The following is a 24,644-nucleotide window of genomic DNA, read 5'->3' as shown; positions in this document are numbered from 1 at the left end:
CGCAAACGGCGTCTTCGGGAGCGCCGAAGCCCCCCTTCCCGACGGTGCGGTCGGGCCAAGGGGTTCGTCGGCAAAGGATTGCCGACCTACGAATGCTTGAATCAATTTACCGTAGCCGAAGGCGCCAGCGACTTCCGCCACGCCTGTTTTGTCGTACGAGCGAAATGAAAACGCTCTATCGAGCGGGATGATAGAGCAGGCTCGGATCGTGCAGGGCGTTTCCGATAATCAGGCTGGTGTGCCAGGTCGGGCGGTATCGCCGCGTATCGGCCAGATACCGGAGCGATACGCGGGTATCCTCGTCTTCTCTGGAAAACACCGCGACTCTCCCGGTCCTGGCCTGCTCTTCGGTCAGCGTCCATGCATCGCCCAGGCAAGCCCCGACGGCCTTCTTGCCTTCTTCGAAACTCTGCCGGGCAGCGGCTTCGTCGGTTTTGTTCCACAGGCAGTAATAATGTTCGTTGCCGCTCCATTTCCACACCTCGCAGGCCGTATCGGGAAAAATGCTTTCCGCATCCCAGCGGTCGCCGAGGCGGTGTATGCTCTTCGCGCCCTTGATGTTTTCGAAGCGATTGTCGGCAGCGGCGATGACCGCTTTCAGGCGGGAACAGGCGTCTCCTTCGGTCGCGGTTTCCCGCCCGCCGGGCTGGCTCGCGCATGAGGCGGCCATTACGGCAAGCATCGGCAGAATCGCGCGCAAGCCAAAAGCACTGATTCGTACGCCCATGTCGTTCTCCTTTCCTAGAGCAGTTTCCATTCGTACGTAAGGATGGCCTTAGTGCGGGAGCGGGCCGAAAACCAATCCGACAGCCGCTCCAAAATCAATCGATCCGACCGCGACCGGAGCGCCCCGGTGCCGTCCGTTCGACTTGAATTCCGATGCCGTCGCGGCTTCCGAGCATTCCGCTCAAGGCGGCTCGGTGCGCCAACTCGAAGGATTCGCACCCATGCGTTCCCCGAGGTCCGCCAGGGCGTTCATCGTTTCCTTTACGAACACGCCCGGTTTCGGCGGCGTCCAATCGGCGGGAACCGAGATGACCCGGATCTCGACATCGGCGCCTCTCTTCAATTTCGAAATCTCGGCCAATGCGTAAAGATGGCGTAGCGCGTTGACGGTAGCCGACTGGGTCGCCAGGTTGGTGCTGCGGCGCATGATGGCGGCCCAGGTCTGCCGGGTGATTTGCGGCAGAAAACGGAACTGGTTGTTGAGGATGACCCAGTAACGCTGCTTGGGGATCGGCAGGTCCGGGTAAGTCTTCTTCCAGACCGCCGAAAAGCTGTCTTCGTCGTGCGTTCTCGCGCCATACAGGATATTTCCGGTCACGCCTCCATCGACATACAGCCGGCCGTCGATCTCGCGCGGCGGGAAGACGCCGGGCACCGCGGCCGACGCGAGGAGGATGCGGTGCACCCGATCCACGTCACCGGTCCGGAGAGCACTTCTCGCTTCCTCGACCACGTCCCAGGCGCGCATGTCCCCATCATCGAGATTGGTGGTATTGACCAGCAGCATACGGTTGCGCCTGCCTTCCCGGACGATGCGGTTCAGAAACTCCGAATCGATCGCTTCCGCGATATCCCGCTCCAGCCCCGGAATGCGGGTGAACGACGCGTAGCGCGGCAGGAAGAACAGAAGCCCTCGAAGTTTCACGATGTCCGGACGCGGTTCGCGGTACATATTCAGGACCTGATCGATGGTCCGCTCGGTTCCGAGAAAAGCGAACGGCGCGATCAAGGCGCCGGTGCTGACGCCGGTCACGACGTCGAATTCGGGACGTGCCATGGGCCCCTTCGGAACCCGTCCCCAGCCCTTGAGAAAGCCCGCGCCGAAGGCTCCCCAGTCTCCGCCTCCGGAGATCACGAGAGCGTCGATTACAGGCGGTTCGGATCTGACACCCAGGACATAGTCGTCGTACTCCTGCTTGGCCCGCGTGACGAGCCGCGGCGTGAATCCCTTGATTTCCGCGTTGACCAGACGGTCGCTGGCCTCTCGGGCGCTGAGCAGTTCCTGCTGCGAAAGCGACGGACGCAAGGCGGGACCGCAGCCCGCAGCCAGGATCAGCAGGACGAACAGCAGGCACTTGAAAAGGTTTCGGACACTCATGATCGCGAGCACGACGCGACCGACGATCAGGCTAGCCATCCTGCCAATGCCGGCGTTTTGGCGGATAACTCGCCGGTCGGCGGCCGTTTCCGGTCAACGAGTGAGGATGATGTAAAGAGCGTGAATGACGCCTGGGATGAAGCCCAGCATCGTCAGCAGAATATTCAGCCAGAAGGCGCCTGCAAGCCCGACTTCCATGAAGACGCCCAGCGGCGGGAGAAGAATGGCGAAGATAACCTTGAAAACATCCGTGAAGGTGACCGTCATGATAAGACCTCGCGTTGAAGTTCTGGCGGATTGAATGCAATCCGGTCAAGGCAATGCGAAGGGACTCTTTCGTTTTGACCGAAGCGGCGCCGAAAAAATTGCGTTCCAGCGTGCCTGAATCGGAACCCGAGCCGGCTCCAAGGCTTTCCCGGATGTATCGGGTAGGCCTGACTACTAGCTTCCCGGCTGGCAAGGGCTCGAATTTTCGCTATCGCTGCATCGCTTTCCGACGAAGCGAGTGAAACTAGCCCCGTTATCCTGCGGCGCCGATAGCCGACGAAACGGCGCGAAGGATGACAAGGTCGAAACGCTGCACGATATCGGCATCGAAACGGATGTTGATCCGCCAGGGCATATACGGCCGAATCCGATCCTTGCCAAGAAGGCATTGTCTTGCGGACATGGGGGCTTTGCGCTTGCGGCCATTATTGGTTGTCGAATGAAGGAGCGGAAATACGGGCATTAACGTATCCGTCGGAGCACGACGGGTTTCGCGCCGGACTCGCTTTCCTTGATCTTGCCCGATTCGAAGGGTATGGCTAATGCCGATGGACGTTCCTCGTCAAAGGTCGACGATCATTCGTTCGATCCTGTCCACATCGATATTCGAGTCGTCGGCGGCGCGGTGTTTTCCATCCCTCCCGGCATGCGTCCCGAGTGGCCCGGCGGTTACGGATTGGTTTGCGGTTGTGGCTGGCGTCCCTGCTGATAACCCTGCTCGTAAGCCCGTTGTTCGGACTGTTTGTGCTTGTCGTAGAGATAACTGCCCACCAGTCCGGTGCCCGCGCCGATGGCGGCGCCCAGGCCGGCGTTGCCGGCGATGGCACCGATCGCCGCGCCGGCGCCGGAAAACAGCGCCGCCGACAGGAGGATGGCTTTGGGAAAAAAGGTTGAGATTTGCATGACATTAGGCTCCATGGGTTGAAAAGCAGAAACTTCGGAAATCCGTGGTTGGGCGCATCATGCCGCCGCCCCCATTCTCGCCAGCAGACCCAGCAGGATGAACACCCCGACCAGAGCCGGCGTCAAGGCGACCAGAAACCCCGGCATACAGCCCGGACGCTCGCCGACTCCGGCGATCACGCCGAACTCCAGGCTTCACTTACGGCTCGGTTTGGCCGGTTCTGCCTGTCGCCCGCACGATGCAGCGGAAGCCCACATGGCAGGTGGAGGTATCGACCGGTTCCGGGAAGCGGGCCGCCGGGCGGTAGCGGCGGCAGTAATTCTCCGCGCAGAGATGGGAACCGCCCTTGAGCACCTTGCGCGGAATCCGGATCACGGGCTCACAGGGATCGAAGCTAGCTTCCTCCCGCCCGCCGCGCGGATTCCTGGGAACGCAGCAGGCCGCTTGCCGCGCGGACGGGTGGCCGGGTTCGTACCAGTCGGCGGTCCATTCCCAGACGTTGCCGATCATGTCGTACAGGCCGTATCCGTTGGGCGGAAAGGCTCCCACCGGGGAGGTGCCCTCGTAGCCGTCGACGACGAGGTTTTCCCAGGGAAACCGCCCCTGCCAGTAATTGGCCAGCATCCTGCCCTCCGGCGCCAGTTCCTCGCCCCAGGCATAGGCCACGCCGTCCAACCCGCCGCGGGCGGCCCGTTCCCACTCGGCTTCAGTCGGGAGCGCCTTGCCTTCCCAGCGGGCAAAGGCCTCGGCGTCGGCAAAAGTGACGTGGACTACCGGATGCCGCTCCAGCCCTTGGAGGGAACTCTCGAGGCCTCGCGGATGCCGCCAGTCGGCGCCTTTCATGTAGGACCACCAATTTCCGATGTCGCGGAGATTCACCGGCCCCGGCGGCTTCACGAACACCAGCGAACCGGCGTAGATCATGTGCGGCAAGGCGCCGGGGTAATCGGCCGGATTCGGCGGGATTTCGGCGAAGGTGACATGCTCGGTGGCGGCCACGAAGCGGGCGAACCGCTCGTTGGTCACCGGAAAGCGGTCTATCCAGAAACCGTCCACCGCTACCCGGTGCGCCGGGGCTTCCTCGGGATAATGCCGGTCCGATCCCATCAGAAACGCGCCGCCGGGGATCCAGACCATATCGGGGAAGGGCGGCTCGGGGGCAGGGGAGGCGAAGCGGATCGCCGTCTTGGCTTCGGTGTGGATCATGGTTGAAATCCTTGTACCGTATGCCTTTCACTGCCGGGTGATGATCGCCCGCAATTCCGCCTCCTTGTCCTCGATCAGTTCGCCCGACACGTCCACCGTTACCCGGTTCAGCTTGCCGCTGAAGGCGAACGGCACTTCGTATCGGGAGGTCACCGGAGACGCCGCGTCGTGGCCGCAGGTCAGCCCTTCGCCCAGGCTGATGAGAAGCGGTACGGTGACGGGAAGTTCGGCCTGTCCGACGAGTTTGCCGTCGATGTAGAGCTGGCCGCGGCCCGGCGCGCCTTTGCCTTGGGCGAGGTCGGGCCGGCCGGTGGGTTCGAACTCGAAGCGCAGCTCCGCCTTTCCCTGCGGTACCTCCGCGTCGGATTCGACCGCGAACTCCTCGGTGCCGACGTAGTTGTGCACGTAGCACAGCTTTTTGTCCTTGACGAAGAACGAGTACCCGCCGGTACTGCCGCCGTGGGCCAGCAGCACACCCTCGGCGCCATCGTGGATTTCTACCTCTGCGCTAATGCTGTGCGGCCGGTTGAGGACCTTCACCGCCACGTTATCGGGTACGGGCGAGGTATCGGGATAATAGATGTACCGCTGCCTGCCCCGGGTAAGCTGGGGACGTTCCTCGGCGAATCGCTGGGTGCCGCGGCTGTCGAGGGGCAGGACCTTGTATTTGCCCGCTTCGACATACCACATGGCGATCATTTCGATCAGTTTGTCCCGGTGCTGATCGGCCAGATTGCGGGTTTCGGAGAAATCTTCCGCCACGTGATACAGCTCCCAGCCGTGGGCATCCAGTTCGCGCAGTTTTTCCTCGGTAATCTCCATCTGTCCGAAGGACATTCCGGACTCGGCAAAGGAGGGCCCCGGAACGGGGCATACGGCGCGCCAGCCGTCGTGGTAGATCGATCGGTGGCCGAACATCTCGAAATATTGGGTGACGTGGCGGTTTTCCGCCTTCCCCTCGTTAAAGGTATGAGCAAAGCTCACGCCCTCGATGGGCGATTGGGCGACGCCGCGGATTTCCGCCGGCGGCTCGATTTGCAAGGCGTCCAGTACCGTCGGCAGCAAATCGATGGCGTGAGCGTATTGCGGGCGGATTTCCCCTTTTGCCTGGATACCCTTTGGCCAATGCACGATGAAAGGATCGCTGACGCCTCCGCGGTAGGTTTCCCGCTTCCAGCGCTTGAACGGGGTGTCGCCCGCCCAGGTCCAGCCCCAGGGGTAATGATTGAAATACTTCGGGCCGCCCAGATCGTCCAGCGCCTTGAGATTGGCTTCCAAGGACTCCGGCACATTGTTGAAGAACTTGTTTTCGTTGACCGAACCGGTGGGGCCGCCTTCGGCGCTGGCGCCGTTGTCCGAGATCACCATGATTAGAGTATCGTCCAGTTCGCCCAGGCTTTCGATGAAATCCAGCAGTCGGCCGATGTGATGGTCGGTATGCTCCAGGAACCCGGCGAAGACTTCCATCATGCGGGCGTACAGCTTTTTCTCGTCCGGCGTAAGGCTGTCCCAGCGGGCCACGTCGGGGTCGTGGCGGGATAGTTCGGTGCCCGGCGGAATAAGGCCCATGTCGAGCTGTTTTTGATGGACCTTGTGCCGGTAAGCTTCCCAGCCGTCGTCGAACTGCCCCCGGTAGCGGTCGGCCCATTCTTTCGGCACGTGGTGCGGAGCGTGCATGGCGCCGCTGGCGAAATACAGGAAAAACGGCTTGTCGGGGGCCGCCTGCTTGGCATCGCCGATGAAACGGATGGCCTGATCCGCCAGGTCTTCGGTGAGGTGGTAGCCTTCTTCCGGCGTTTTGGGCGGTTCGACCGCGTGATTGTCGTGGACCAGGTCCGGGTAATACTGGTGGGTATCGCCGCCCAGGAAGCCGTAATACCGCTCGAAGCCCCGTCCCAGCGGCCAGCGGTCGTAAGGGCCGGCGGCGCTGATCTGCTCCGCCGGGGTGAGATGCCATTTGCCCACCGCGAAGGTGTTGTAGCCCTGGCGCTGGAGAATCTCCGACAGGAAGCCGTTTTCGAAGGGAATGATGCCGTTCGCGCCCGGATAGCCCATGGAGCCCTCGGTGATGCAGGCCATCCCGTTGGAATGGTGGTTGCGCCCGGTCAGAAGACAGGACCGGGTAGGCGAGCACAGCGCCGTCGTGTGCATATTGCTGTAGCGAAGGCCGTTCGCCGCCAGCCTGTCGAGGTTCGGCGTCCGGATGGGCGAACCGTAACATCCGAGCTGGCCGTAACCGGTGTCGTCCAGCACGATGAACAGCACGTTCGGCGCTCCCGGTTTCGCCCGCAGCGGCTCCGGCCATGCGGGTGAGGAGGTCTCGGGCGTGCGACCGACGACGCCGGGAAAAGCGGTTCCGGATTTGTATTCCTTCAAAGACATGTCGTACCTCCACTTGCAATGCCTTGCGGGCGGTTTGGTCGATTTTGGGGACAGCGTTAATCCATCACGCGGTAGCTTTCCGCCCCGAGGTGTGAAATGCGGACGGCCCTAAGAAGATGACGAAATTGATCGGCACCGGTCACTGTTATCCATGGTTTCGCTCCTTGAGCCGGAAGTGCTGCGATCAAATGTTTATTTTTGTTAACGTCGACTGTAAATGACATCTGTACGAGCACGTAGTCATCTTCGACGCGGATGGCACGGGCTCAGTGCGCCTGGATAGGAACCCGAGCCGGCGTCAGAGCTCGTCCGGATGTATCGGTTAGGCTGACTATCAGCGTCCCGGCTGGCAAGGGTTCGAATTTTTGGAAATACAGCCAACCGGCCACCCACCCGCCGGGATTCAGCACCCCTTCGGGCAGGGCTCGCCGCATCATTTCGAGACTGGGCAAGTCGGACCCTTGCCAGTAATTCGAGTGGCGCGGGTTATAGGATTCATCGTGAGGAAAAGGACCTTCATGAGCCGGAACGGTGGGATAGAGCGGTTTTAGGTAAGGCGCCACATGGAAATCCCGAAAACCGAATTCCGGATCCACGATCGGCGGGTAGGCCACGGGAGTCAGCATCGGCAGCGTGCCGGGAACAACCGGCCCCCTGTCTTTCGCTTCGACCGGAAAGACCGGCAAGGCGGAGAACTCGTTCCCGGTGGGCGCCGCACGCACCTTGAAGTCGCTGTAGCGGATCAGTAGCGCGCTTTCACCGCGGTTGTCGATTTTCAAGTGTACGGGTGTGGTCTTGAACTCGATGGCTTTGGCTCCCGGCCACGATTCCGGCCGGGCGACGATCCGGACCGGGGAGATGTCGGACGCCACTTCTTTCTCGACCGGGCCGAGTTGCGCATAGTCAGGGATGGGTTTGACCACTGCCGCGTCCCGGCACGACATCAGCGGGACCGAGATCATGAACGTCGCTATCGCGGTGACGAGCACCGGATGCCGGCTCGGAAGTTCCATGTCCAAGACCTCTTTATTTTTTCGGGACTTACGAAAATTAGTCTCGATCCCGGCGGGAAAGTTCGAGCACGGATCGGCCAAGGCGCATCGCTAGTCCGCCGTCTTTCGAGGCTTGCGCCGGCGCATCGTCGTTCTCGTCTCCGATTCGTGACCGCTTACGCCCAAAGGCTGCATGGCGGCTTGTTCGTCGCTGATCTGCATGGCCTCCACCAAAAGATCCAGGTTTCGGGTCAGAGAGATCAAAACCGGATCCGGCAATTCGGTCAGTGCCTGTAGCAACAGACCCTGCCGGGGTTCGGGAGTTTGCTCCACGAGGGCTTGCCCTGCTTCCGTCAAATAAAGGCGTACCACCCGTTGATCGGGATTGGTTCGTTCCCGCCGGATCAGCCCTTTCTTTTCCAGCTTGACCAGCAAATTGCTTACGGTGGATTGATGAACCGACATGGCTCGCGCCAGTTCCGACACTTTCATTCCGGCGTTATTCGACAACTCCGACATCGCCCAAAGCTGGGCGTAGCTGACTCCGCAGCACGATTCCACCCACTGCGAATGCTGTTGCACGGCACGGAAAATCAGGCGAAAGCGTTTGAGCGCTTCGTGGGGCCGTGCCGTCGGTTCGGCAATTTCCGGCGAATCTTCTTGCGGTCTGTATTCAATCGTTTTCATGTGTCCGTCATCAAAATCTATTTGGCGTGCTACGGCCTATTGCCGCTGCACGCTTCGCTTGGAAGCGCCGGTTCTCTTTGCGGGCTTGCGGGAAAGAATGGTCGGAGTACGGACGGCGGTCCGGGACTCCCCGAATTCGACGGGCATCCCGACGTATATTTGCACAAATCATTTTTGTGCAAATATACTTACCCCCCGTGAGAAGCTCCGACCATGTGCCGACGTGATGTGACAGTTTATTGCCCTCTGACGCACAGGACGTCGGGACATCGGGTTTCTCACGTTCTTACCAAGAGAGTCGTCTTCGTTAAGCGGGGGATGGTCGGAATAAGGGGGGACACCTTATCGGGTAGCCCGAATGCCGCGTTACCCGGTCGAAATCTTCCGTTGGCGGCTTTGAAGCCTCAGTCCTCAGCGAGATGGAAACGCTCGAGTCCAGTGCACGTCTCAGTACCTGCTCCTTAACAACTATACCTAATTCTCGGCGGAAATATCTTATGAGTATCTCTCCCAAGAAAATCTTTACGGGATTCGATTCGACGCGCTACACGGCGTATAGCCTCGGCAATTTTCGCGAAATCCCGCAAATGGCACGGCTCAGTGAGGAGCAATTGTTCGAAATCGAAGTCGTGGGGCGAGTGCTGCCCTTCAAGACCAACAATTTCGTGGTTGACGAACTGATCGACTGGGACAATATTCCCGACGATCCGATGTTCATATTGACTTTTCCGCAGCGCGACATGCTGTTGCCGCACCATTACGAGGAAATGGCGGAACTCGTGAAAGCCGGCGCGAGTCCGGCCCTGATCCGCGAGGCGGCGGACCGTATCCGCTTGGAGCTCAATCCCCATCCGGCGGGCCAGTTGGATCTCAACGTCCCTCATTTGAACGGCGAACCTTTGCACGGCATGCAGCACAAATACCGGGAGACCGTGCTGTTTTTTCCGAGCCCGGGCCAGACCTGCCACGCCTACTGCACGTTCTGCTTTCGCTGGCCGCAGTTCGTGGGACTGTCCGGCTTGAAGTTCGCGAGCCGCGAAGCGGAACATCTGGTCGCCTATCTTAAGGCGCACCCGGAAGTGACCGATGTGCTCTTCACCGGCGGCGATCCGCTGCTCATGTCGGCGCGGCGGCTGGCCGATTACCTGGAGCCGCTGATCGCGGCGGAACTTCCCAATCTGCGCCATATCCGGATCGGCACCAAGGCGCTCTCCTATTGGCCTTACCGCTTCCTCACCGACGCCGATTCCGACCACATGGTCGCACTGCTTCGGAAAGTGGCCGCCAGCGGCAAGCATCTGGCAATCATGGCCCATTTCAATCATCCACGGGAGCTGGAACCCCAGCCGGTCCGGCAGGCGATTCAGCGGCTACGCTCGACCGGCGCGGTGATCCGCACCCAATCGCCGGTGCTCCGCCACATCAACGACGACCCGGCGCTATGGGCGCGGATGTGGAATGCCCAGGTCGACCTGGGCTGCGTTCCGTATTACATGTTCTTGGCGCGCGATACCGGCGCTCAGCATTATTTCGCCGTGCCCCTGGTGCGTGCCTGGGAGATTTTCCGGGAAGCTTACCAGCGGGTGAGCGGCCTCGGCCGTACGGTGCGGGGTCCCAGCATGTCTGCCTGTCCCGGCAAAGTCCAGGTGCTCGGTGTCACCGAGGCGGCAGGCGAAAAGATCATCACGATGCGGTTTCTTCAAGGCCGGAATCCCGATTGGATTCATCGTCCGTTCTTCGCCGAGTACGACGACAAGGCGACATGGCTGGACGAACTCAAACCCGCGTTCGGTCAACCGCAGTTTTTCTTCCAGGACGAACTGGAACGGATCTATCGTGAATGCCAGTTCGCTTCATCGTAGGTTTAGAGAACTGAAATCGACAGGGGCCCGGACTGCAGCAGGCCTGTTTCAGGGTCTCGTTCGCGGCAACGGTCCGGGCGGTCGGGAGCGGATTATTCGCCTTGGATATAGATGGTGGGTTAGCCCTTCGACAGGCTCAGGACAGGCCCTTCGGCTCCGCGTAACCCACCGATTGAAGATCGCTCGGTGGGTTACGGCGGACGCGAAGCGCAGTGATTGGCGGTCGGTCAGTGCTGATGTGTGCCTAGCCAATCCAACGAAAATGAATGCCTGACCGAAAGCGATTGGGAATAAGGGAGCTGATTTATTAACCCGGCCTATAAATATAGGCCGGGTTAATCCGGCGCGGCGACAAGCCGCGTGAGCCCAGGCCGGGCGTGTACCGGGCCTGGGCGGCGGCCCGAAATACCAGGAGTGTATTTACGGGCCTGGTTAATAACCGTTGAGCCACGCAACAGAACTGGATAAGGAGATCCTGCATGACCGTCAACCCCGGCTTTTTTTCGTCTTACAAACCCTTGCCCCTTGTGGCGGCCTTGGCAGCGGTCCCAAGCTTCCACAGCGCGGCGGCGGAAAGCGACGCTAGCCAAAATCCCTGGGCCTTCAACCTCACGCTCTACGCATGGCTGCCCGGCGTGGACGGCAAGTTTTCCGCGGGGCCGTTCAACAAGTCGGTCGACTCCACCTTCATCGACATCGCCGAGGAGCTCAGGAACTTCCCGCTGGCCTTCATGGGACGGCTCGAAGCGCATTACGAGCGGCTGGGGTTCTATCTGGACGGCAATTACGTGGATCTGGATTTCGAGCCCCGGTTCGCTCGGGGCATCAGCAAAGGCTTGTCGAGCCAGTTGGGCGTTATGGAGTATGGTGCCATGTACCGCGTGTTCGGCCCGGCCGCCTCGGAACGCATCGCCCACTGGGACGAGAAACCGCGCTCCAACATGCTCGAGCTCTATGCCGGCGGACGCACCCTCTGGCTGGACAATCAGGTCGAGTTCAGGGGCATCGGCAGCGCCTCGACCGGCAAGAGCTTCACCAGTCCGGTCATAGGCGCGCGGTTCACGGTGCAACTCAGCCCGAAATGGTTCGTCCTGGTGGACGGCAACGGCGGCGGCTTCGGCGTGGACAGCATCGACTTCGCCGGGTCCGTGCTGGGGCTGGTCGGCTACCGCACCACCCTGTTCGGCATGCCGGCCTCGATCGAGGCAGGCTACAAGGCCTTGCGCCTGGACGTGAGCAAGCGCATCATCGAAACCGATGTGACCCTGAGCGGTCCGTTCCTCGGGCTGACGGGCTATTGGTAGACATCGAGACGGGTAGTTTGGGCATGCACCCATGTCCGACACGGATGGACTGAAGACTGATTGGAGAAGCCGCCCATGCTCATCGTTCCTTCCGGCTCATGTTTCGGCCGTTCGTTCTTTTCCTGGGTCTGATCCTGTTGACGAATGGAGCCGCCCTTGCCGTGCGGAAAGCCGCCGACCCGCTGCCGTCCTGGAACAACGGCCAAACGAAGCAAGCCATCCTGGCGTTCGTAAAGAAGGTGGCCGACAGGAAGAGCGCCGATTACGTTCCACCTACCGAGCGCATCGCCGTGTTCGACAACGACGGCACCCTGTGGGCCGAGCAGCCGCTGTATTTCCAGGGACTGTTCGCGCTGGACCGGGTGAAGGTGCTGGCCCCGCAGCATCCCGAATGGAAGGAGCGGCAGCCGTTCAAGGCCGCGCTGGAAAACGATCTGGCGGCACTCGCGGCCCGCGGCGACAAGGGGCTGGTCGAAGTGGTCATGGCCACCCATGCCGGCATGACCACGACCGAGTTCGCGGCCATCGTCGAGGACTGGCTGGCAGAGGCCCGGCACCCCAAGTTCGGGCGGCCTTACACCGAACTGGTCTACCAGCCCATGCGGGAACTGCTGGCCCACCTCCGCGCCAACGGTTTCAAGACCTACATCGTCTCGGGCGGCGGGATAGATTTCATGCGGCCTTGGGTCGAAAAAGCCTACGACATTCCGCCCGAACAGGTGGTGGGGAGCAGCATCGAGACGAAGTTCGAACTGCGCGACGGCAAGCCGGTGCTGGTAAGGCTGCCGGAGGTGGATTTCGTCGACGACCGGGCTGGCAAGCCGGTGGGCATCCACAAGTTCATCGGGCGACGGCCCATCGCCGCCTTCGGCAATTCGGACGGTGACCTTCAGATGCTTCAATGGACGGCGGGTGGCGAAGGGGCGCGGCTCATGGCGCTGGTCCACCATACCGACGCCGAGCGCGAGTGGGCCTACGACCGCGAGTCGTCCGTCGGCCGGCTTGACCAAGCGCTAGACGAGGCGAAGACTCGCGGCTGGATGGTGGTGGACATGAAGCGGGACTGGAAGCGGGTGTTTCCATTTTCCGAGTGAGCCGAGTAATTCCATTCGGCATTCGAGTGAATATTCATCGTAGGATGGGTAGAGCGAAGCGAAACCCATCGATGGCGGGTTAGCCCCTAGTCTCCGCTCAGGACAGGCTCCGCGTAACCCACCGATTAGAGGCCGCCCGGTGGGTTACGGCCTCGCGGCCTAACCCACCCTACAAAGTTGATTCCCCATTGAAAGATTGAAAGCAATTTTGAATAAGCGTTCGATGCGCACGCGTTCAAGGCCTGGACTGAGATCAATAACTCGTGTGCGGGTGTATCCAAGCGGGTGCGGTCTGCTATTACAGGACCGAGGTCCGTTAGAGGCTGATGTCGGGTTTGGCTATAACTTTCAAGCGGAATGCAAGACAAAGAATTAAGGAGTACAGGGATGGTCGAAGCTGGAATGAGACCGGCAACAAATCGTCCGAATTCAAGACTGGGTTTGAGTCTGTTGTGGCTTGTAGCGGCGCTGGTGGCCGCCTGCGCGACGACGCACCTCAAGGATTCCTGGAAGGACCCGCAGTTCAGCGATGTGCCGTTTCGCAAGGTCCTGGTCATCGGCGTCAGCCGCAGCGATGCGAACCGACGTCTGTTCGAGGACGGTTTCGTACAGGCGTTGCGCACATCCGGAACCGAAGCCTCGGCGAGTTATTCGCTGCTGCCGGAAGAAGGCCCCCTGCCGAAAGAGAGAATCAAGCAGGCGGTTGCAAAAACCGGCGCCGATTCGGTGTTGGTCACACGGGTCCTCCGGGTGCAACGCAAGGTGGACGTCAGCCCCGGTTACGTCGGACCCGGTCCAGGATTTTACGGCTGGTACGGGGCAACCTGGGCGGCCGCGCCCGAAATCCACGCGTATGACGTTATGACCATCGAGTCGACGCTGTGGGACATCAAGCGCGAGCAAGCGGTGTGGTCGGGAATCAGCGAGTCGATCGACCCGAAGGATGTCACCAAAGTGACCCGGGAGCTGGCTGAAGCGCTGATCGCCAAGATGAAGGAGGACAAGGTGTTGTGACCGACGCCGAAGCGGCTCCCTCTCGAATCGAGGACACCGGCCCCCCTTGGCCAGGAAGCGTATGGAAACCTGCGACGACGAGTTCCGTAACGAGAAGAACTCCAACCGGGAGGGCGCCTTCCGCATCCCGCTGCTGCTGCGCTGGCCCGGCAAAATCCCGGCGGGCATGGTCTCCAACGAAATCGTCCAGCACCACGACTGGCTGCCGACGTTTCTCGCGGCGGCTGGCGAGCCGGATGTCGTGGAAAAGTGCAAGAAAGGCCACCAGGCGGCGGGCAAGACCTTCAGGGTCCATATCGACGGCTACAACCTGCTGCCCTAGCTGACCGGCCAGAAGGCGGCCAGCTTCACTATCGATCAGGCCCTGGCGAAAATGAGCGAAGTCGCCAGCGGCGCCGGGCGCTAAGCGTCCGCGGCTCGTGAAACGGCCCGCGGACACGGCCGAAGATCGCGAGAGAGACGCTCATGGGCGTGGCCGCGCTGCTGTTGCTCGCGGTTAAGGTCAGCATCCTTCTCATCGTCTTCGGCCTTGGCCTTTTCCGCAAATCCCAGAGGCGCTGGGTATCTGTTCCGTAGACCGGTGCGGCTGGTTCGGTGGCTGCCGCTGTTCACCCGATGTTACTCGGACGGATCGGGCCTTCCGGCCGGTCCGAGATCACCCAGCACTTCTTCCACCAGTTCCCGCAGCTTGGGTTTGACCTCTTTCAAGGCGGTCCGGCCCTGGTCGGTGATCCGGTAGTACTTGCGTGCCTTGCCGCCCACCACGGTTCGCTCGACGCTGAGATAGCCCGCCTTCTCCAGGCCATGAAGAATGGGATAGAGCGTGCCGGGGCTCAGGCGATAGCCGTGGCGCTGAAGTTCCTCCAACATCGCTGCGCCGTAGAAGGGCTCCTCGGCGGCGTGGTGAAGCAGGTGGACTCGGACGAAGGCGAGGAATATGTCGTAATACAATTTGCTCATTCGTTTTCGATCATCGACCCGGCCCGCCGGCTGCCGGAAGGTGGAGCGTAGCGGCGTCTGGAGTGAGTCGGGTGCGGTGCCTAGCCGGATGATCGGCTTGATGCGCTGGAAGCGTCATGCCGCCGCTTCGCGACCGCGTGCCAGAGGAGACCGGCGGCAATAAGTCCTAAACCGGTCAGCCAAATCTGCCGCTCCACCCAGAACGCCAGGAACAGACACGCCAGTAATCCCAGTCCTGCGACCCAGGGCGGATAAAGCCGCTGCTCGGCAGGCAGCCGCAGCGCCGCGGCATTGGTCAGGGCATAGTAGATCAAGACGGTGAATGCGCTAAATGACCACGTCGTATTGACATTGCCGATCAGCACTAGCCCGCCGATAACCACACCTACCGCCAGTACGGCCCAGTAAGGCGTCGTCTTGGCTTCATCGAGGCGTTCAAAAATGACCGGCATATCGCGGCGGCGGCCCATCGCCAGCAGCACGCGCGACAGTCCCAGAATCAGGTTGAGCAGCACGCCCAACATGGCCGTCACGGCACCGATCGCCAGAATGTGCGGGCTGAAAGGGATGGGAAACTGCCGCGCGGCCACGGCCAGCGGTGCGGCTTGTGTGCTCGTCGCATCCGTCGCCGCACCGCTCAGCCCCTCGGCTCCAGCGGCTCCGACGCCGACCGCCGCCACGGCGATATAGAGCACCATGGTCACGATCATGGTGAGGATGATCGCTGTGGGAATCGTGCGCTTCGGTTCGTGCACTTCCTCGCCCAAGGTAGCGATACGTCCATACCCCGTGTAAGCCACGAACATCAAGGCGGCCGCGTGAAACAATGCGCCGAGAGGGCCGGTCTCGTCCGCTCTGGGCGCGAAAAACGGCGTGAAGTTGGCGCCCGATGTGACCGACAAGCCGGCCATGACGAAGAAAAGCAGACTCAGCAGGGTCACCGAGACAATGACGACGTTGGTCACGTTTGAACGGTGGATGCCGCTCAGCGCAACCAGCGTGAGCGCTATCACCGCCGCCAGCGCCAGAAGGACCAGATAATCCTGCGAGAGGCCCAAGGCGCCCAGCGTGTAACCGGCGAAACCCAGGGCGGCGGTGGCAGCGGAGGCGGACTTGGCAATCAGGAACATCCAACCGGCGGTGAAGCCCAGCCAGGGATTGAGGTATCGATAGCCGTACTCGTACGTGCCGCCGCTGACGGGATGGCTGGCGGCGAGTTGGGCGCTGCCGAGTCCATTGCAGATGGCAACCAGGGCCGCCAGCACGATAGCCAGAATGGCGGATGGCCCGGCGATGCCCGCCGCAATGCCGATGCTTACGAAAACGCCCGTGCCGACCATGGCACCCAGGCCCATCATGACCGCGCCGAACAATCCCAATCGCCGTTGGAGCCGAGGCGAGCCAGGGGCCTGTGTTGCTTGACGGATCCGTGGTTCGCTCATCGTTTCACCTCTCGCCAGCGCCGGCGACCGTCAGGACCATTCCGTATCGAACGGATCGCGCGTCGAGTTCAGCACGGTGAGACGGGTCAAACGACTTCATGGGATGTTCTCCGATTGCATTCAGGTCCGAGGCGAAATCATACTATCGAAATCCGTTATCGGATATCGATAATATATCGTGCCGGGGTTGTGCGAGGCCCCGACAAGCGATATCTGTCTAAGGAGATAAATCGCTTTCTTGGCGGACACCACGAACGGAGGGATGGACGATGAAGGTACTCATCATTTTCAACAGGCCGCCCTATGACGGCACCGACGTGACATGGAATGGGCTGCGGCTGGCGGGGAAACTGCTTGAAGCCAGTCAGGATGTGCGTATTTTCCTGATAAATGATGCCGTCGACATGGCGCGGGACACTTGTAAAGTTCCGGAAGCTTACGACCAGGACCTCGTCATGATGCTCAAACAGTTGATCGCAAGAGGCGTTATCGTGAAAGTTTGCGGAACCTGCATGGCGCGATGCGGCATCCATAAGAACCAGCCTTACTACGAAGGCGCACGCCAGTCCACCATGGCCGAGCTTGCGGAATGGGTGGTCGATAGCGACAGGGTCATCACCTTATGAACTGCCGGCTCAACCATCGCGACGGCGGTCCCGTGAAAGGACGCCGCTCCGTTTCATCGTTGGCCCGCCGGACACGGGGCGTCCCCTGGGCAGCGGCTCTTCTCGCGGTTACGGTTCACGCCCAGGAGGCGGGGCAGCCTTTGATGGAAAAGGCCAGGCAGCTGTTCGAACCGCTCCCCAAGGATATGGCGACCGAGGAGTTTCCGACCGATCCCGCGCGTGTCGCACTGGGCCGGAAGCTGTTTTTCGATCCCCGGCTGTCCCTGGACGGCACCGTGAGTTGCCAGACCTGCCATCGTCCCGGCCTGTACGGAACCGACGCCTTGCCTAAATCGATCGGCGCCGAACATCGCCTGAACGCCCGCAACGCGCCCACCGTGCTCAATGCCGCGCTCCAGTTCAAGGCACTCTGGATCGGCAATCGCGCCGACGTGGAGGACCAGGCCATGAAATCGTTGACGGGACAGACCAGTTTCGGCAATCCCGAAACTGCGGCCGTGATCCGGAAGCTCAAGGCGCTGGGCTACGAAGCCGAGTTCAAACAAGCCTTCCCGAACGATCCGGAGCCGGTGAAGCCGGAGAACTGGGGCAAGGCCATCGGCGCCTACGAGCGCACCCTGGTGACGCCGTCGCCCTTCGATGCCTATCTCAAAGGCGATGCCAAGGCCCTGACGCCTCAAGCGCGGAATGGCTTGAAGACCTTCATCGACCTCGGCTGCGTCTCCTGCCATAACGGGGTGGCTGTCGGTGGATCGGCATTCCGGAAATTCGGGATGTTCGGGGATTACTGGACGGAGACCGGCAGTCCGTCGATCGACGAAGGGCGTTTCAAGGAAACCCAGAATCCCGCCGACAAGTATCTCTTCAAGGTCCCGGGCCTCCGCAACGTGGCCATGACTCCGCCGTATTTCCATGACGGCTCGGTGGCCACCCTGCCGCAAGCGGTGCGCGTCATGGGCAAAGTGCAACTCGGCAAAGAGCTTACCGACCAGGATGTCAGCGACCTGGTGGCCTTCCTGAACAGCCTGACGGGCGAGTTGCCCCAGGAGTTCGCCACCGAGCCGGTATTGGCGCCACGGACCTTCTCGGCGACGCCGCCATGATTCGCAGGAAGACTCCTGCTGAACCGCTTAAAGCGTTTTCATCGCGCTCGTACGGCAAAACAGGCTTGGCGGACGTCGTTGGCGCCTTCGGCTAGGGTAGATCGATTCAAGCTTTCGTAGGTCGGCAATCCTTTCCCAATCGCAAACGGTGTCTTCGGGAGCGCCGAAGCCACCCTTCCGACGAACCCGTTGGCCGAACGGCGGCGTCGGGAAGGGATTCCCGACCTACTCGCCAGTGCCCGTACAGTAGGTATGAAAACGCTCTAGCCAGCGACTTTATCGCTGAAAGGAAACTCACTTCATCCGACCACGCGCGGTCTTCAACCCGGTATCTACTTGTTGTCCGTTGAAACGGATTGCAGTCCCGGTCCGTTTCGATTTCAGTCCTCTGCACGTCGGCTACAGATTCGAGGTTGCTCCAAGGTCGGAAGCCAGCTCAACGTCGTGGCGTCCATGGATTTCAACAGAGTCACGAATACCTCGGTGGATATTTTCGGACGCGCGCTTCCAACAGCCTGGAATTCCGCGGTTCCCTGATTGTCATACTGTTTCACGGCTGGTGAACCGTGTCCCAGTAGGGTTGCGATATCTCGCCAGGAACTCTGTTGTCTCTGTTCTAAGGAGCTGAACATGACTAGCAACTCTCTCGCCTTCCCACTTCGATTCTCCAGACTTGCATTTTCGGGCGCCTCCCTGGGTAGAACCCTGCTCAAGCGGTTGCGCGACACCGTGATCGGTGTTCCGGTCGCGGTCCTGCTTTTCACCCTGCAGCTAAACCACGCTGTCGCAGCACCGGCGGAGACCACTTCCTCCGGCTCGACAACAGTGCGGCTTGCGCCAGAGTTTGTGCAGGCGCTGAATGATCTCGGGGTCACGCCCGACGCCATATCACCGGCCCAGTTGCGGATGAACTCGGACGGGGTACGGGCCATCTTTCCGATTACAACGGGCGTGGTGGACCTCGAGCCTGTGCGCGCCGAGATAGACCACTCGGGCGGGCTCTCGCTCACGGCTGGCGACACCCGCGTGGAGCTTTCCAGCTTTATCATCGATCTGACCGGAGACCGGCCCGTCTTGACCGGTCTGGTGGTGGCGAACGACGATCTGGTTGCGCGCCTGCCCCTGTTCGACCTTTCCCTGGAGGCCGCGAAAGTCGATAGCGGCGACGATGTCCTAACGGTGGAGGAGGTCAAGGTCACCCTATCGGAGGAAGCGGCCAGTGCGCTGAACCAGCAGTTCGGCGTCCAGGCTTTCACGAAAGGCTTTCCGATCGGTCAAGCTAACGTGCGCGCCGTTCTCGAATCTGAGGACTAGACATACGGCACATCCGCTGACAGGCGGGTTCGCCGGGGGTTCAAACAGCCGGATCAGCGATGATCCGGCTGTTTTCTTTCTGTAAAAGCGGATAGGTTTTGCCACCGGGCATTCGGGGAAACTTGGAAGGTAGATTCAAGTTCCGATGCTGCCGCAAGGTGCTGAAGTGCCGAGGTCTGCAATCGACCGGTTTGAACCATCCAATCCACGCGACTTGACCGTGGCAGAGCAACGTCCACTTCCTCCGACCGCGAGTGGTTTTCCACGAGGCATGTCGTCCCGACAAGCGAATTGCTGCATTCCCGGCCCAACTTGATTTCAATCCTTCTACACGCCGGCTACAGCGGCTCGACGAGCGGCACGCCGTATTCCTTCAACAACTTGTTGACTTGGCCGCGCTTCCTTGCCAGCGCTTCATCGAGCGCGGCCCGCAACGGCTCGTCGCCTTTTCGCACGCCCATCGCGATCGAAAATTCGAACGGCTGCGCTTGCGCCTCGGCGGGCGTCGGCAGGGGTACGACCTCTAGCTTGACCGGCTGGCGTTTGGCGAAGTAGCCCGCCAGCGGTCCCCAGGCGATCGCGACATCGACCTCGCCTCGGGAGACCGCCTCGATCAGGCGTGCCGGCGGATTGGGTTTCCGATAGTCGCCGTAAATGCTGTAGCCGACCACGTTCCGGATGATGCCGCGCCGGGCCAGGGCTTCGGCCGGGGGCGGATTGCTGTAGTCGTCGCCGATGAAATGAAGACCGATCCTGAGCGTCCGAAGTCGCGGATCGTCGAGTGAACGCGGCGCGTAGCCGGCGTTCTTGCGGTATACCAGGGCATAGCTGGAGCGGTAGTACGGGCGGGTCGTCAGGGCCATTTCGAATCCGCTAGGCACGCCCATGACCAGGTCGCAGCGCCCTGCGTTCAGCGTGTTTCGAAAGAAGCCGCGGCGCTGTGCCCACCAGGTGTACTCCAGCTTGCGGCCGAGTTCGCGGGCCATGATCTTCGCCAGGCGATTCTCGAAGCCTTCGCCGCGCTGGTTGGAGAAGGGCAGGTTGTTGGGATCGGCGCAAATCCGCAGGATTTTCGTCCCTTCAGCGGCATAGGCGCTCGCGGCGACGCTCAGCGACAAACACAATGCCATCCGGCGCAAGCCTCCGATCATGGCTGCTCCTCCGGCAGCGCGAAGACGTATAAGGTGCCGCCTTCGCCCGTGACTTTGGGCAAGTCTTGCATCGCCCCGACGAAACCCAGTGCGCCGTACGGAACCTTGGGGTCCAACTCGCCCGACACCACCGCGCCGGACCAGCCGCCGACGCCCGCCAGCACCGCGACATATTGTTTGCCATCGGGGCCCCGGTAGGTGATGGGCTGGCCGATCACGCCGGAGCCGGTCCGAAACTTCCACAACTCCCGGCCGGTCTTTGCGTCCACCGCCTTGAACCAGCGGTCCATGGTCCCGTAGAACACCACATCGCCCGCCGTCGCCAGGGCGCCGCTCCAGGCCGGAAACGGCTCGTCGATGGCCCACACTTTCTTGTTCTGGACCGGGTCCCAGGCGGTAAAGAAGCCGCGGTTGCCGCCCGGTCCCGCCTTCATCGCGACTTCGGCGCCCACATAGGGCGTTCCCGCGATATAGCCCACTTCCATGGTTCTCATGTCGAAACAGAGGTTGTTGTGGGGCACGTAAAGAAAGCCCGTGCGCGGCGAATAAGCCATGGGCTGCCAGTCCTTGCCGCCCGGCGGGGCGGGGCAGATATCTTTCACGAACTTGCCGAGTTGCGGTTCTTTGCCGGTCGCCAGATCCGGGATGCCGGTCTTCAGGTCGACGCGCTTGACCGTGTTGGTATAGACGAACGGCTCGGCGGAAATGATTTCGCCGGTCAGCCGGTCCATCACGTACATGTAGCCGTTGCGGTCGGCATGCACCAAGACCTTGCGATCCTGGCCGCCGATATTCAGGTCGAGTAGCACGTTCTCGTTGATGCCGTCGTAGTCGTAGAGATCGTGCGGATTCCACTGGTAGGCCCAGCGCGCCATGCCGGTGTCGGGATCGCGGGCGAACACCGAAGAGGTCCATTTGTTGTCGCCGGGGCGTTGCACGGCATTCCAGGGGCCGGCGTTGGAGGTGCCGTAATAGATCAGATCGGCTTCCGGGTCGTAGGAAATCCAGCCCCAGACCGTCCCGCCGCCGATTTGCCAGGCCGTCTCGGACGGCCAGGTGGTCGCGCCCAGGTTCTCGCCGGTTACGTAAGGCGGCTTGAAATCCGGTCCGATCAATACGTCCTTGTCCGGCCCCGTGCTGTACGCCTGCCAGAGGATCCGGCCGTTACGGGTATCGAGCGCGGTGATCCAGCCGCGCACGCCCATCTCGCCGCCGCTGTTGCCGACCAGAACCTTGTTCTTCACCACGATGGGGGCCATGGTCATGGTTTCGCCCATGGCGATTTCGCCCAGCTTGGTTTTCCACGCTTCCTTGCCGGTGGCCGCATCGACCGCCACGGTATGATTGTCCAGCGTGTTGAAGAAGATTTTTCCCTCGGCGTAGGCCGCCCCGCGGTTCACCACGTCGCAACAGGCCACGCCTTGCGCGGCTCGGCTGGGGTTCGGCTTGTACACCCACTTGATCGCGCCGGCCTGATTCAAGTCCAAGGCGTAGAGAAGATTGGGCCAGGGGGTGACGAGGTACATCGTATCCTTCACGACCAGCGGCGCCGCCTCGTGGCCGTTGAGCACTCCGGTCGAAAACACCCAGGCGACGCGGAGCTGTTTGACGTTGCCGGCGTTGATCTGATCCAGGCCGCTGAAGCGGGTATTGGCGTAATTCTTGGCGGCCATCACCCATTGGCCGTCGTCTTGAGAAAGGCGGACGACCTCGTCCGAAGCCGGGGCATTCGCCAGCCATCCCGAACAGGCGGCAGAAATCAGCAAACACAGCATCGATCGGATCATCCGGTCTCTCCTCCAGCTGTAGATCAACAATCCTTTGCCGGAAAACCGGCTTGTCGACCCGCTGTGTCGGGAAAGGATTCCCGACCTACTTCGGGCGCGACGTTAATCGTAGGTCGGCAATCCTTTGCCGACAAATGCGCCGTGAAAGGATTCCCGACCTACATCGGACGCGGTCCCAGCCATTCAGCGCAGAGTCTGGAGATAGGCAAGCACCGCCTGCAATTCCGGGCCGGAGAGATCCATGGTCGGCATGAAGCAGCCCGGCTTTTGCGCCTGCGCATCCGCGATCCATCCTCCGAGATTGCCCACCGTATTCGGGAGCGTCCCCGCGCCGATGTAACGCCGGCTCATCAGATGGGTCAGGTCGGGACCCAAAATGCCATAGGCATCGGTTCCGCGGACGGCATGACAGACGCCGCAGCGCTCGATGAACACCTGGTAACCCTCACGTTCGAGCTGCGCCACGGAAGGCGCCGCGATGGCCTTGCCGGCCAGGCAAATCGTGAACGCGACGAGGTGCCTGAGTACTAGTGCCTTCATCGTTGGGAGCCGCGTCCACGACCCGAACCGGGATGGGCCGGCTTTTCCGTCGAGCCGGCGTCCGGTGCGGGCGCTCCGCCGAGCGTTCGGATATAGGTCACCAGTTGCCAAATGGACTGCGGCGGCAAGGCCCGGCTCCAGGCCGGCATACCGTTGGGACGGCCTTGCGCGATGCTGAGATAGATCGCGGCGGGTTCTCCGCCGTAGATCCAGTCGCGGTCGCTCAAGGGCGGACCCATGCCGCCTCCGCCCAAGGGGGCATGACAACCGCTGCAATTCAGGCTGTCGAACAGCTTTCGGCCCTGCACGATGGCGCCGGCATCGTTCGCGTACGGATTCTCGATCGGCAGTCCGCGCCGCGGGACGATCGGATTGCCGGAGATGGGCACTTCCAGCAATTGGGCGGCGCTGGGGCGATGCAGCGGTCTCGCCCCCCATTCCTGGCCAAATACGGGAAATAACGCCGATGATGCCGCTGCGGCGGCCGAGCTCAACAATACAAGGCGCTTAATGCTTCCCATCTAAAGCGGCCGATAAACGATTGAGGCGGGCGATACCTCAAATTAGACGAAAACGACGCGTCTGTCGTTAGCGGATATTACGTATGATCGAACGCGCCGGCAGGCTGAATCCGCGACTCTTTCTCGATCCGAAGCGGCGGAACTCCCACGATCTCGAAGGTTGCCGAAGCGAGTTCGATGCCGGCCTGTTCGAAGCCCTGGAGGATGTCGCGGCTCAGCGCGTCCTTGGCTTCGCGAATGCCGCGGTCGCGCACGATGAAGCGCACGGTCAGCTCCAGCCAATTATCGGTCAGGCGGTAATAGACCCGCGGCCCGATCTCGGTCGGTTTCAGGAAATAGCGCCGCTGCATCTCTTCCAAGGCCTCCTGCCCGAGCTTATTGGTCGTGATCGTGTGGCGCAGGGCAGCTTCCGTGACGATGCGCTCGGCGCGTTCGCGGTCGGCCCGGTACGGAATCGGGAGGCTCAGTTCTTCCCAAATATAGGGGAAGTCGCGGGTGTAGTTGTAAACCGGCTCGTCGAAAATCCTGGCGTTGCTGACCGTGACCAGACGGCCGGTGTATTCCCGGCTTCGCACCCACATGGCCGGATCGGCAGCCTGCACCGACGGCGGCTGGCCCATTTCCATGATCGTCGTCTGCATGAAGCCCAAGGCCACCACATCGCCGCGCACGCCGCCCATGACGATGCGGTCGCCCACATGGAAGGTCTTGCCTCTCAAGATCACGAAATAACCCGCTGCCGCGGTGACCACCCGCTGCAGGGCGAAAGCGAGACCTGCCGTCACGAGGCCCAAGGCGGTGGCGAGCCGGGTCGGGTCGTTGAACCAGATGGAGGCGAGTCCCAACAACAACAGAAAGGCGGTAATGAGCTGGATCGTTTGGCGCGCCCAGAATTCGGTCTGCTCGTCGGGGCGGCGGCGGAAGATGAATTTCGAGCCCTGACGGATCGCCCATCGCAACAGAAAAATCATGGCGATCAGGAGAAGACTCATCAGGAGCTTCTTGCCGTTCTCGGCATTGATGCCGACCAGCCGAATCCCGAAAATTTCCACGGCCCGGCTAGGGCCCACCAAGCGAATGATTTCATCCATGTCGGCAGTTTCCTGTTCGCCTTTACGGTACCGACCGGCGACGGACGGTTTTTATCCGCATTGGCTCGAATCCGGAAAGACAGAGCCCGATCGCGCAGCCTTTATTCCCCGAACGGCAGTTCCAAGCCCAGCGCCCGCAGCACCACGTCAGCCGCAAGAAACATCCCGAATCCGACCAGCAGAATTCGCAGCACTCGGGGCAGCCAACGGCGAAACAGCGTTTCCGGCCTGGCCCTCCACGGCACTTGCCGGCCGGGCAGCAGCTTATGGATCAGCAGCAGAATCAAGAGAGG

Annotated in this window: 26 protein-coding genes; 8 read left to right on the top strand and 18 right to left on the bottom strand. The window is 61.4% G+C overall.

Annotation, left to right across the window (positions count from 1 at the left end; all coding sequences use genetic code 11):
* Positions 1-175 precede the first annotated feature (175 nt).
* The 10 genes from B2A78_RS14365 to B2A78_RS14325 form a co-directional block, all read right to left on the bottom strand.
* Positions 176-727 (bottom strand): hypothetical protein, encoded by a 552-nt coding sequence (locus B2A78_RS14365; protein WP_077730693.1) that lies wholly within the window; start codon positions 725-727, stop codon positions 176-178.
* Between the two features lie 180 nt (positions 728-907).
* Complete coding sequence (locus tag B2A78_RS14360; RefSeq protein WP_077730692.1) at positions 908-2,143, bottom strand: patatin-like phospholipase family protein; 1,236 nt, start codon at positions 2,141-2,143, stop codon at positions 908-910.
* 54 nt (positions 2,144-2,197) lie between these two features.
* Positions 2,198-2,371, bottom strand: coding sequence for a YqaE/Pmp3 family membrane protein (locus B2A78_RS14355; RefSeq protein WP_077730691.1), 174 nt, complete (start codon positions 2,369-2,371; stop codon positions 2,198-2,200).
* 253 nt (positions 2,372-2,624) lie between these two features.
* Positions 2,625-2,774, bottom strand: coding sequence for a hypothetical protein (locus B2A78_RS26100; protein WP_168175433.1), 150 nt, complete (start codon positions 2,772-2,774; stop codon positions 2,625-2,627).
* A gap of 266 nt (positions 2,775-3,040) precedes the next feature.
* Positions 3,041-3,274, bottom strand: coding sequence for a glycine zipper domain-containing protein (locus B2A78_RS14345; RefSeq protein ID WP_077730689.1), 234 nt, complete (start codon positions 3,272-3,274; stop codon positions 3,041-3,043).
* A 57-nt stretch (positions 3,275-3,331) separates the two neighbouring features.
* On the bottom strand, positions 3,332-3,454 hold the full coding sequence (locus B2A78_RS26895) for a hypothetical protein (RefSeq protein WP_276205397.1): 123 nt from the start codon (positions 3,452-3,454) through the stop codon (positions 3,332-3,334).
* A 19-nt stretch (positions 3,455-3,473) separates the two neighbouring features.
* Entirely contained in the window at positions 3,474-4,481 is a 1,008-nt protein-coding gene (locus tag B2A78_RS14340; RefSeq protein WP_205780785.1) for a formylglycine-generating enzyme family protein, read from the bottom strand.
* 27 nt (positions 4,482-4,508) lie between these two features.
* Complete coding sequence (locus B2A78_RS14335) at positions 4,509-6,863, bottom strand: arylsulfatase (RefSeq protein ID WP_077730688.1); 2,355 nt, start codon at positions 6,861-6,863, stop codon at positions 4,509-4,511.
* Between the two features lie 266 nt (positions 6,864-7,129).
* Complete coding sequence (locus B2A78_RS14330) at positions 7,130-7,876, bottom strand: hypothetical protein (RefSeq protein WP_077730687.1); 747 nt, start codon at positions 7,874-7,876, stop codon at positions 7,130-7,132.
* A 90-nt stretch (positions 7,877-7,966) separates the two neighbouring features.
* Complete coding sequence (locus B2A78_RS14325) at positions 7,967-8,542, bottom strand: MarR family transcriptional regulator (protein ID WP_077730686.1); 576 nt, start codon at positions 8,540-8,542, stop codon at positions 7,967-7,969.
* Positions 8,543-9,039: 497 nt separating this feature from the next.
* Here B2A78_RS14325 and B2A78_RS14320 point away from each other — a divergent pair, with 497 nt between their 5' ends.
* From B2A78_RS14320 to B2A78_RS14300, 5 genes are all read left to right on the top strand, one after another.
* Positions 9,040-10,404 carry a lysine 2,3-aminomutase gene (locus B2A78_RS14320; RefSeq protein WP_077730685.1) on the top strand — a complete coding sequence of 455 codons (1,365 nt, stop codon included), beginning with the start codon at positions 9,040-9,042 and terminating at the stop codon, positions 10,402-10,404.
* Between the two features lie 479 nt (positions 10,405-10,883).
* Positions 10,884-11,708 (top strand): hypothetical protein, encoded by an 825-nt coding sequence (locus tag B2A78_RS14315; RefSeq protein WP_077730684.1) that lies wholly within the window; start codon positions 10,884-10,886, stop codon positions 11,706-11,708.
* Positions 11,709-11,806: 98 nt separating this feature from the next.
* Positions 11,807-12,802 carry an HAD family hydrolase gene (locus B2A78_RS14310; protein ID WP_077730683.1) on the top strand — a complete coding sequence of 332 codons (996 nt, stop codon included), beginning with the start codon at positions 11,807-11,809 and terminating at the stop codon, positions 12,800-12,802.
* A 402-nt stretch (positions 12,803-13,204) separates the two neighbouring features.
* Positions 13,205-13,816 (top strand): DUF4136 domain-containing protein, encoded by a 612-nt coding sequence (locus tag B2A78_RS14305; RefSeq protein ID WP_139841064.1) that lies wholly within the window; start codon positions 13,205-13,207, stop codon positions 13,814-13,816.
* 61 nt (positions 13,817-13,877) lie between these two features.
* Positions 13,878-14,138: a sulfatase/phosphatase domain-containing protein gene (locus tag B2A78_RS14300; protein ID WP_077730681.1), complete on the top strand. Its 261-nt coding sequence runs from the start codon at positions 13,878-13,880 to the stop codon at positions 14,136-14,138.
* A 296-nt stretch (positions 14,139-14,434) separates the two neighbouring features.
* Here the strand turns inward: B2A78_RS14300 and B2A78_RS14295 are convergent, their stop codons facing one another.
* Both B2A78_RS14295 and B2A78_RS14290 read right to left on the bottom strand, forming a co-directional pair.
* Entirely contained in the window at positions 14,435-14,776 is a 342-nt protein-coding gene (locus tag B2A78_RS14295; protein WP_077730680.1) for a PadR family transcriptional regulator, read from the bottom strand.
* A gap of 80 nt (positions 14,777-14,856) precedes the next feature.
* On the bottom strand, positions 14,857-16,218 hold the full coding sequence (locus B2A78_RS14290; RefSeq protein ID WP_077730679.1) for an APC family permease: 1,362 nt from the start codon (positions 16,216-16,218) through the stop codon (positions 14,857-14,859).
* Positions 16,219-16,487: 269 nt separating this feature from the next.
* Here B2A78_RS14290 and B2A78_RS14285 point away from each other — a divergent pair, with 269 nt between their 5' ends.
* The 3 genes from B2A78_RS14285 to B2A78_RS14270 all read left to right on the top strand — a co-directional run bounded on the left by B2A78_RS14285 (position 16,488) and on the right by B2A78_RS14270 (position 19,261).
* Complete coding sequence (locus tag B2A78_RS14285) at positions 16,488-16,844, top strand: DsrE family protein (protein WP_077730678.1); 357 nt, start codon at positions 16,488-16,490, stop codon at positions 16,842-16,844.
* The gene (locus B2A78_RS14280) at positions 16,841-17,947 is read left to right on the top strand and encodes a cytochrome c peroxidase (RefSeq protein ID WP_077730677.1); all 1,107 of its coding nucleotides are present in this window, start codon (positions 16,841-16,843) and stop codon (positions 17,945-17,947) included. The genes B2A78_RS14285 and B2A78_RS14280 overlap by 4 nt, the downstream gene beginning before the upstream one ends.
* 630 nt (positions 17,948-18,577) lie before the next feature.
* Positions 18,578-19,261 (top strand): hypothetical protein, encoded by a 684-nt coding sequence (locus B2A78_RS14270; protein ID WP_077730675.1) that lies wholly within the window; start codon positions 18,578-18,580, stop codon positions 19,259-19,261.
* Positions 19,262-19,599: 338 nt separating this feature from the next.
* Here the strand turns inward: B2A78_RS14270 and B2A78_RS14265 are convergent, their stop codons facing one another.
* The 6 genes from B2A78_RS14265 to B2A78_RS14240 form a co-directional block, all read right to left on the bottom strand.
* On the bottom strand, positions 19,600-20,412 hold the full coding sequence (locus B2A78_RS14265; RefSeq protein WP_077730674.1) for a substrate-binding domain-containing protein: 813 nt from the start codon (positions 20,410-20,412) through the stop codon (positions 19,600-19,602).
* Complete coding sequence (locus B2A78_RS14260; RefSeq protein WP_077730673.1) at positions 20,409-22,199, bottom strand: methanol/ethanol family PQQ-dependent dehydrogenase; 1,791 nt, start codon at positions 22,197-22,199, stop codon at positions 20,409-20,411. Before B2A78_RS14260 ends, B2A78_RS14265 begins: the two co-directional genes overlap by 4 nt.
* A gap of 183 nt (positions 22,200-22,382) precedes the next feature.
* The gene (locus tag B2A78_RS14255) at positions 22,383-22,739 is read right to left on the bottom strand and encodes a c-type cytochrome (RefSeq protein WP_077730672.1); all 357 of its coding nucleotides are present in this window, start codon (positions 22,737-22,739) and stop codon (positions 22,383-22,385) included.
* Positions 22,736-23,260, bottom strand: a complete 525-nt coding sequence (locus B2A78_RS14250) for a c-type cytochrome (protein WP_077730671.1) — start codon at positions 23,258-23,260, stop codon at positions 22,736-22,738. Before B2A78_RS14250 ends, B2A78_RS14255 begins: the two co-directional genes overlap by 4 nt.
* A 77-nt stretch (positions 23,261-23,337) precedes the next feature.
* Complete coding sequence (locus B2A78_RS14245; protein WP_077730670.1) at positions 23,338-24,351, bottom strand: mechanosensitive ion channel domain-containing protein; 1,014 nt, start codon at positions 24,349-24,351, stop codon at positions 23,338-23,340.
* 101 nt (positions 24,352-24,452) lie between these two features.
* Entirely contained in the window at positions 24,453-24,638 is a 186-nt protein-coding gene (locus B2A78_RS14240) for a hypothetical protein (protein ID WP_077730669.1), read from the bottom strand.
* Positions 24,639-24,644: the final 6 nt, after the last annotated feature.

This window comes from Methylocaldum sp. 14B, from assembly GCF_002005105.1.
Taxonomy (GTDB): domain Bacteria; phylum Pseudomonadota; class Gammaproteobacteria; order Methylococcales; family Methylococcaceae; genus Methylocaldum.
Note: the sequence above shows the minus strand (reverse complement) of the source record. Positions and strands in the feature narration are given on the sequence as shown.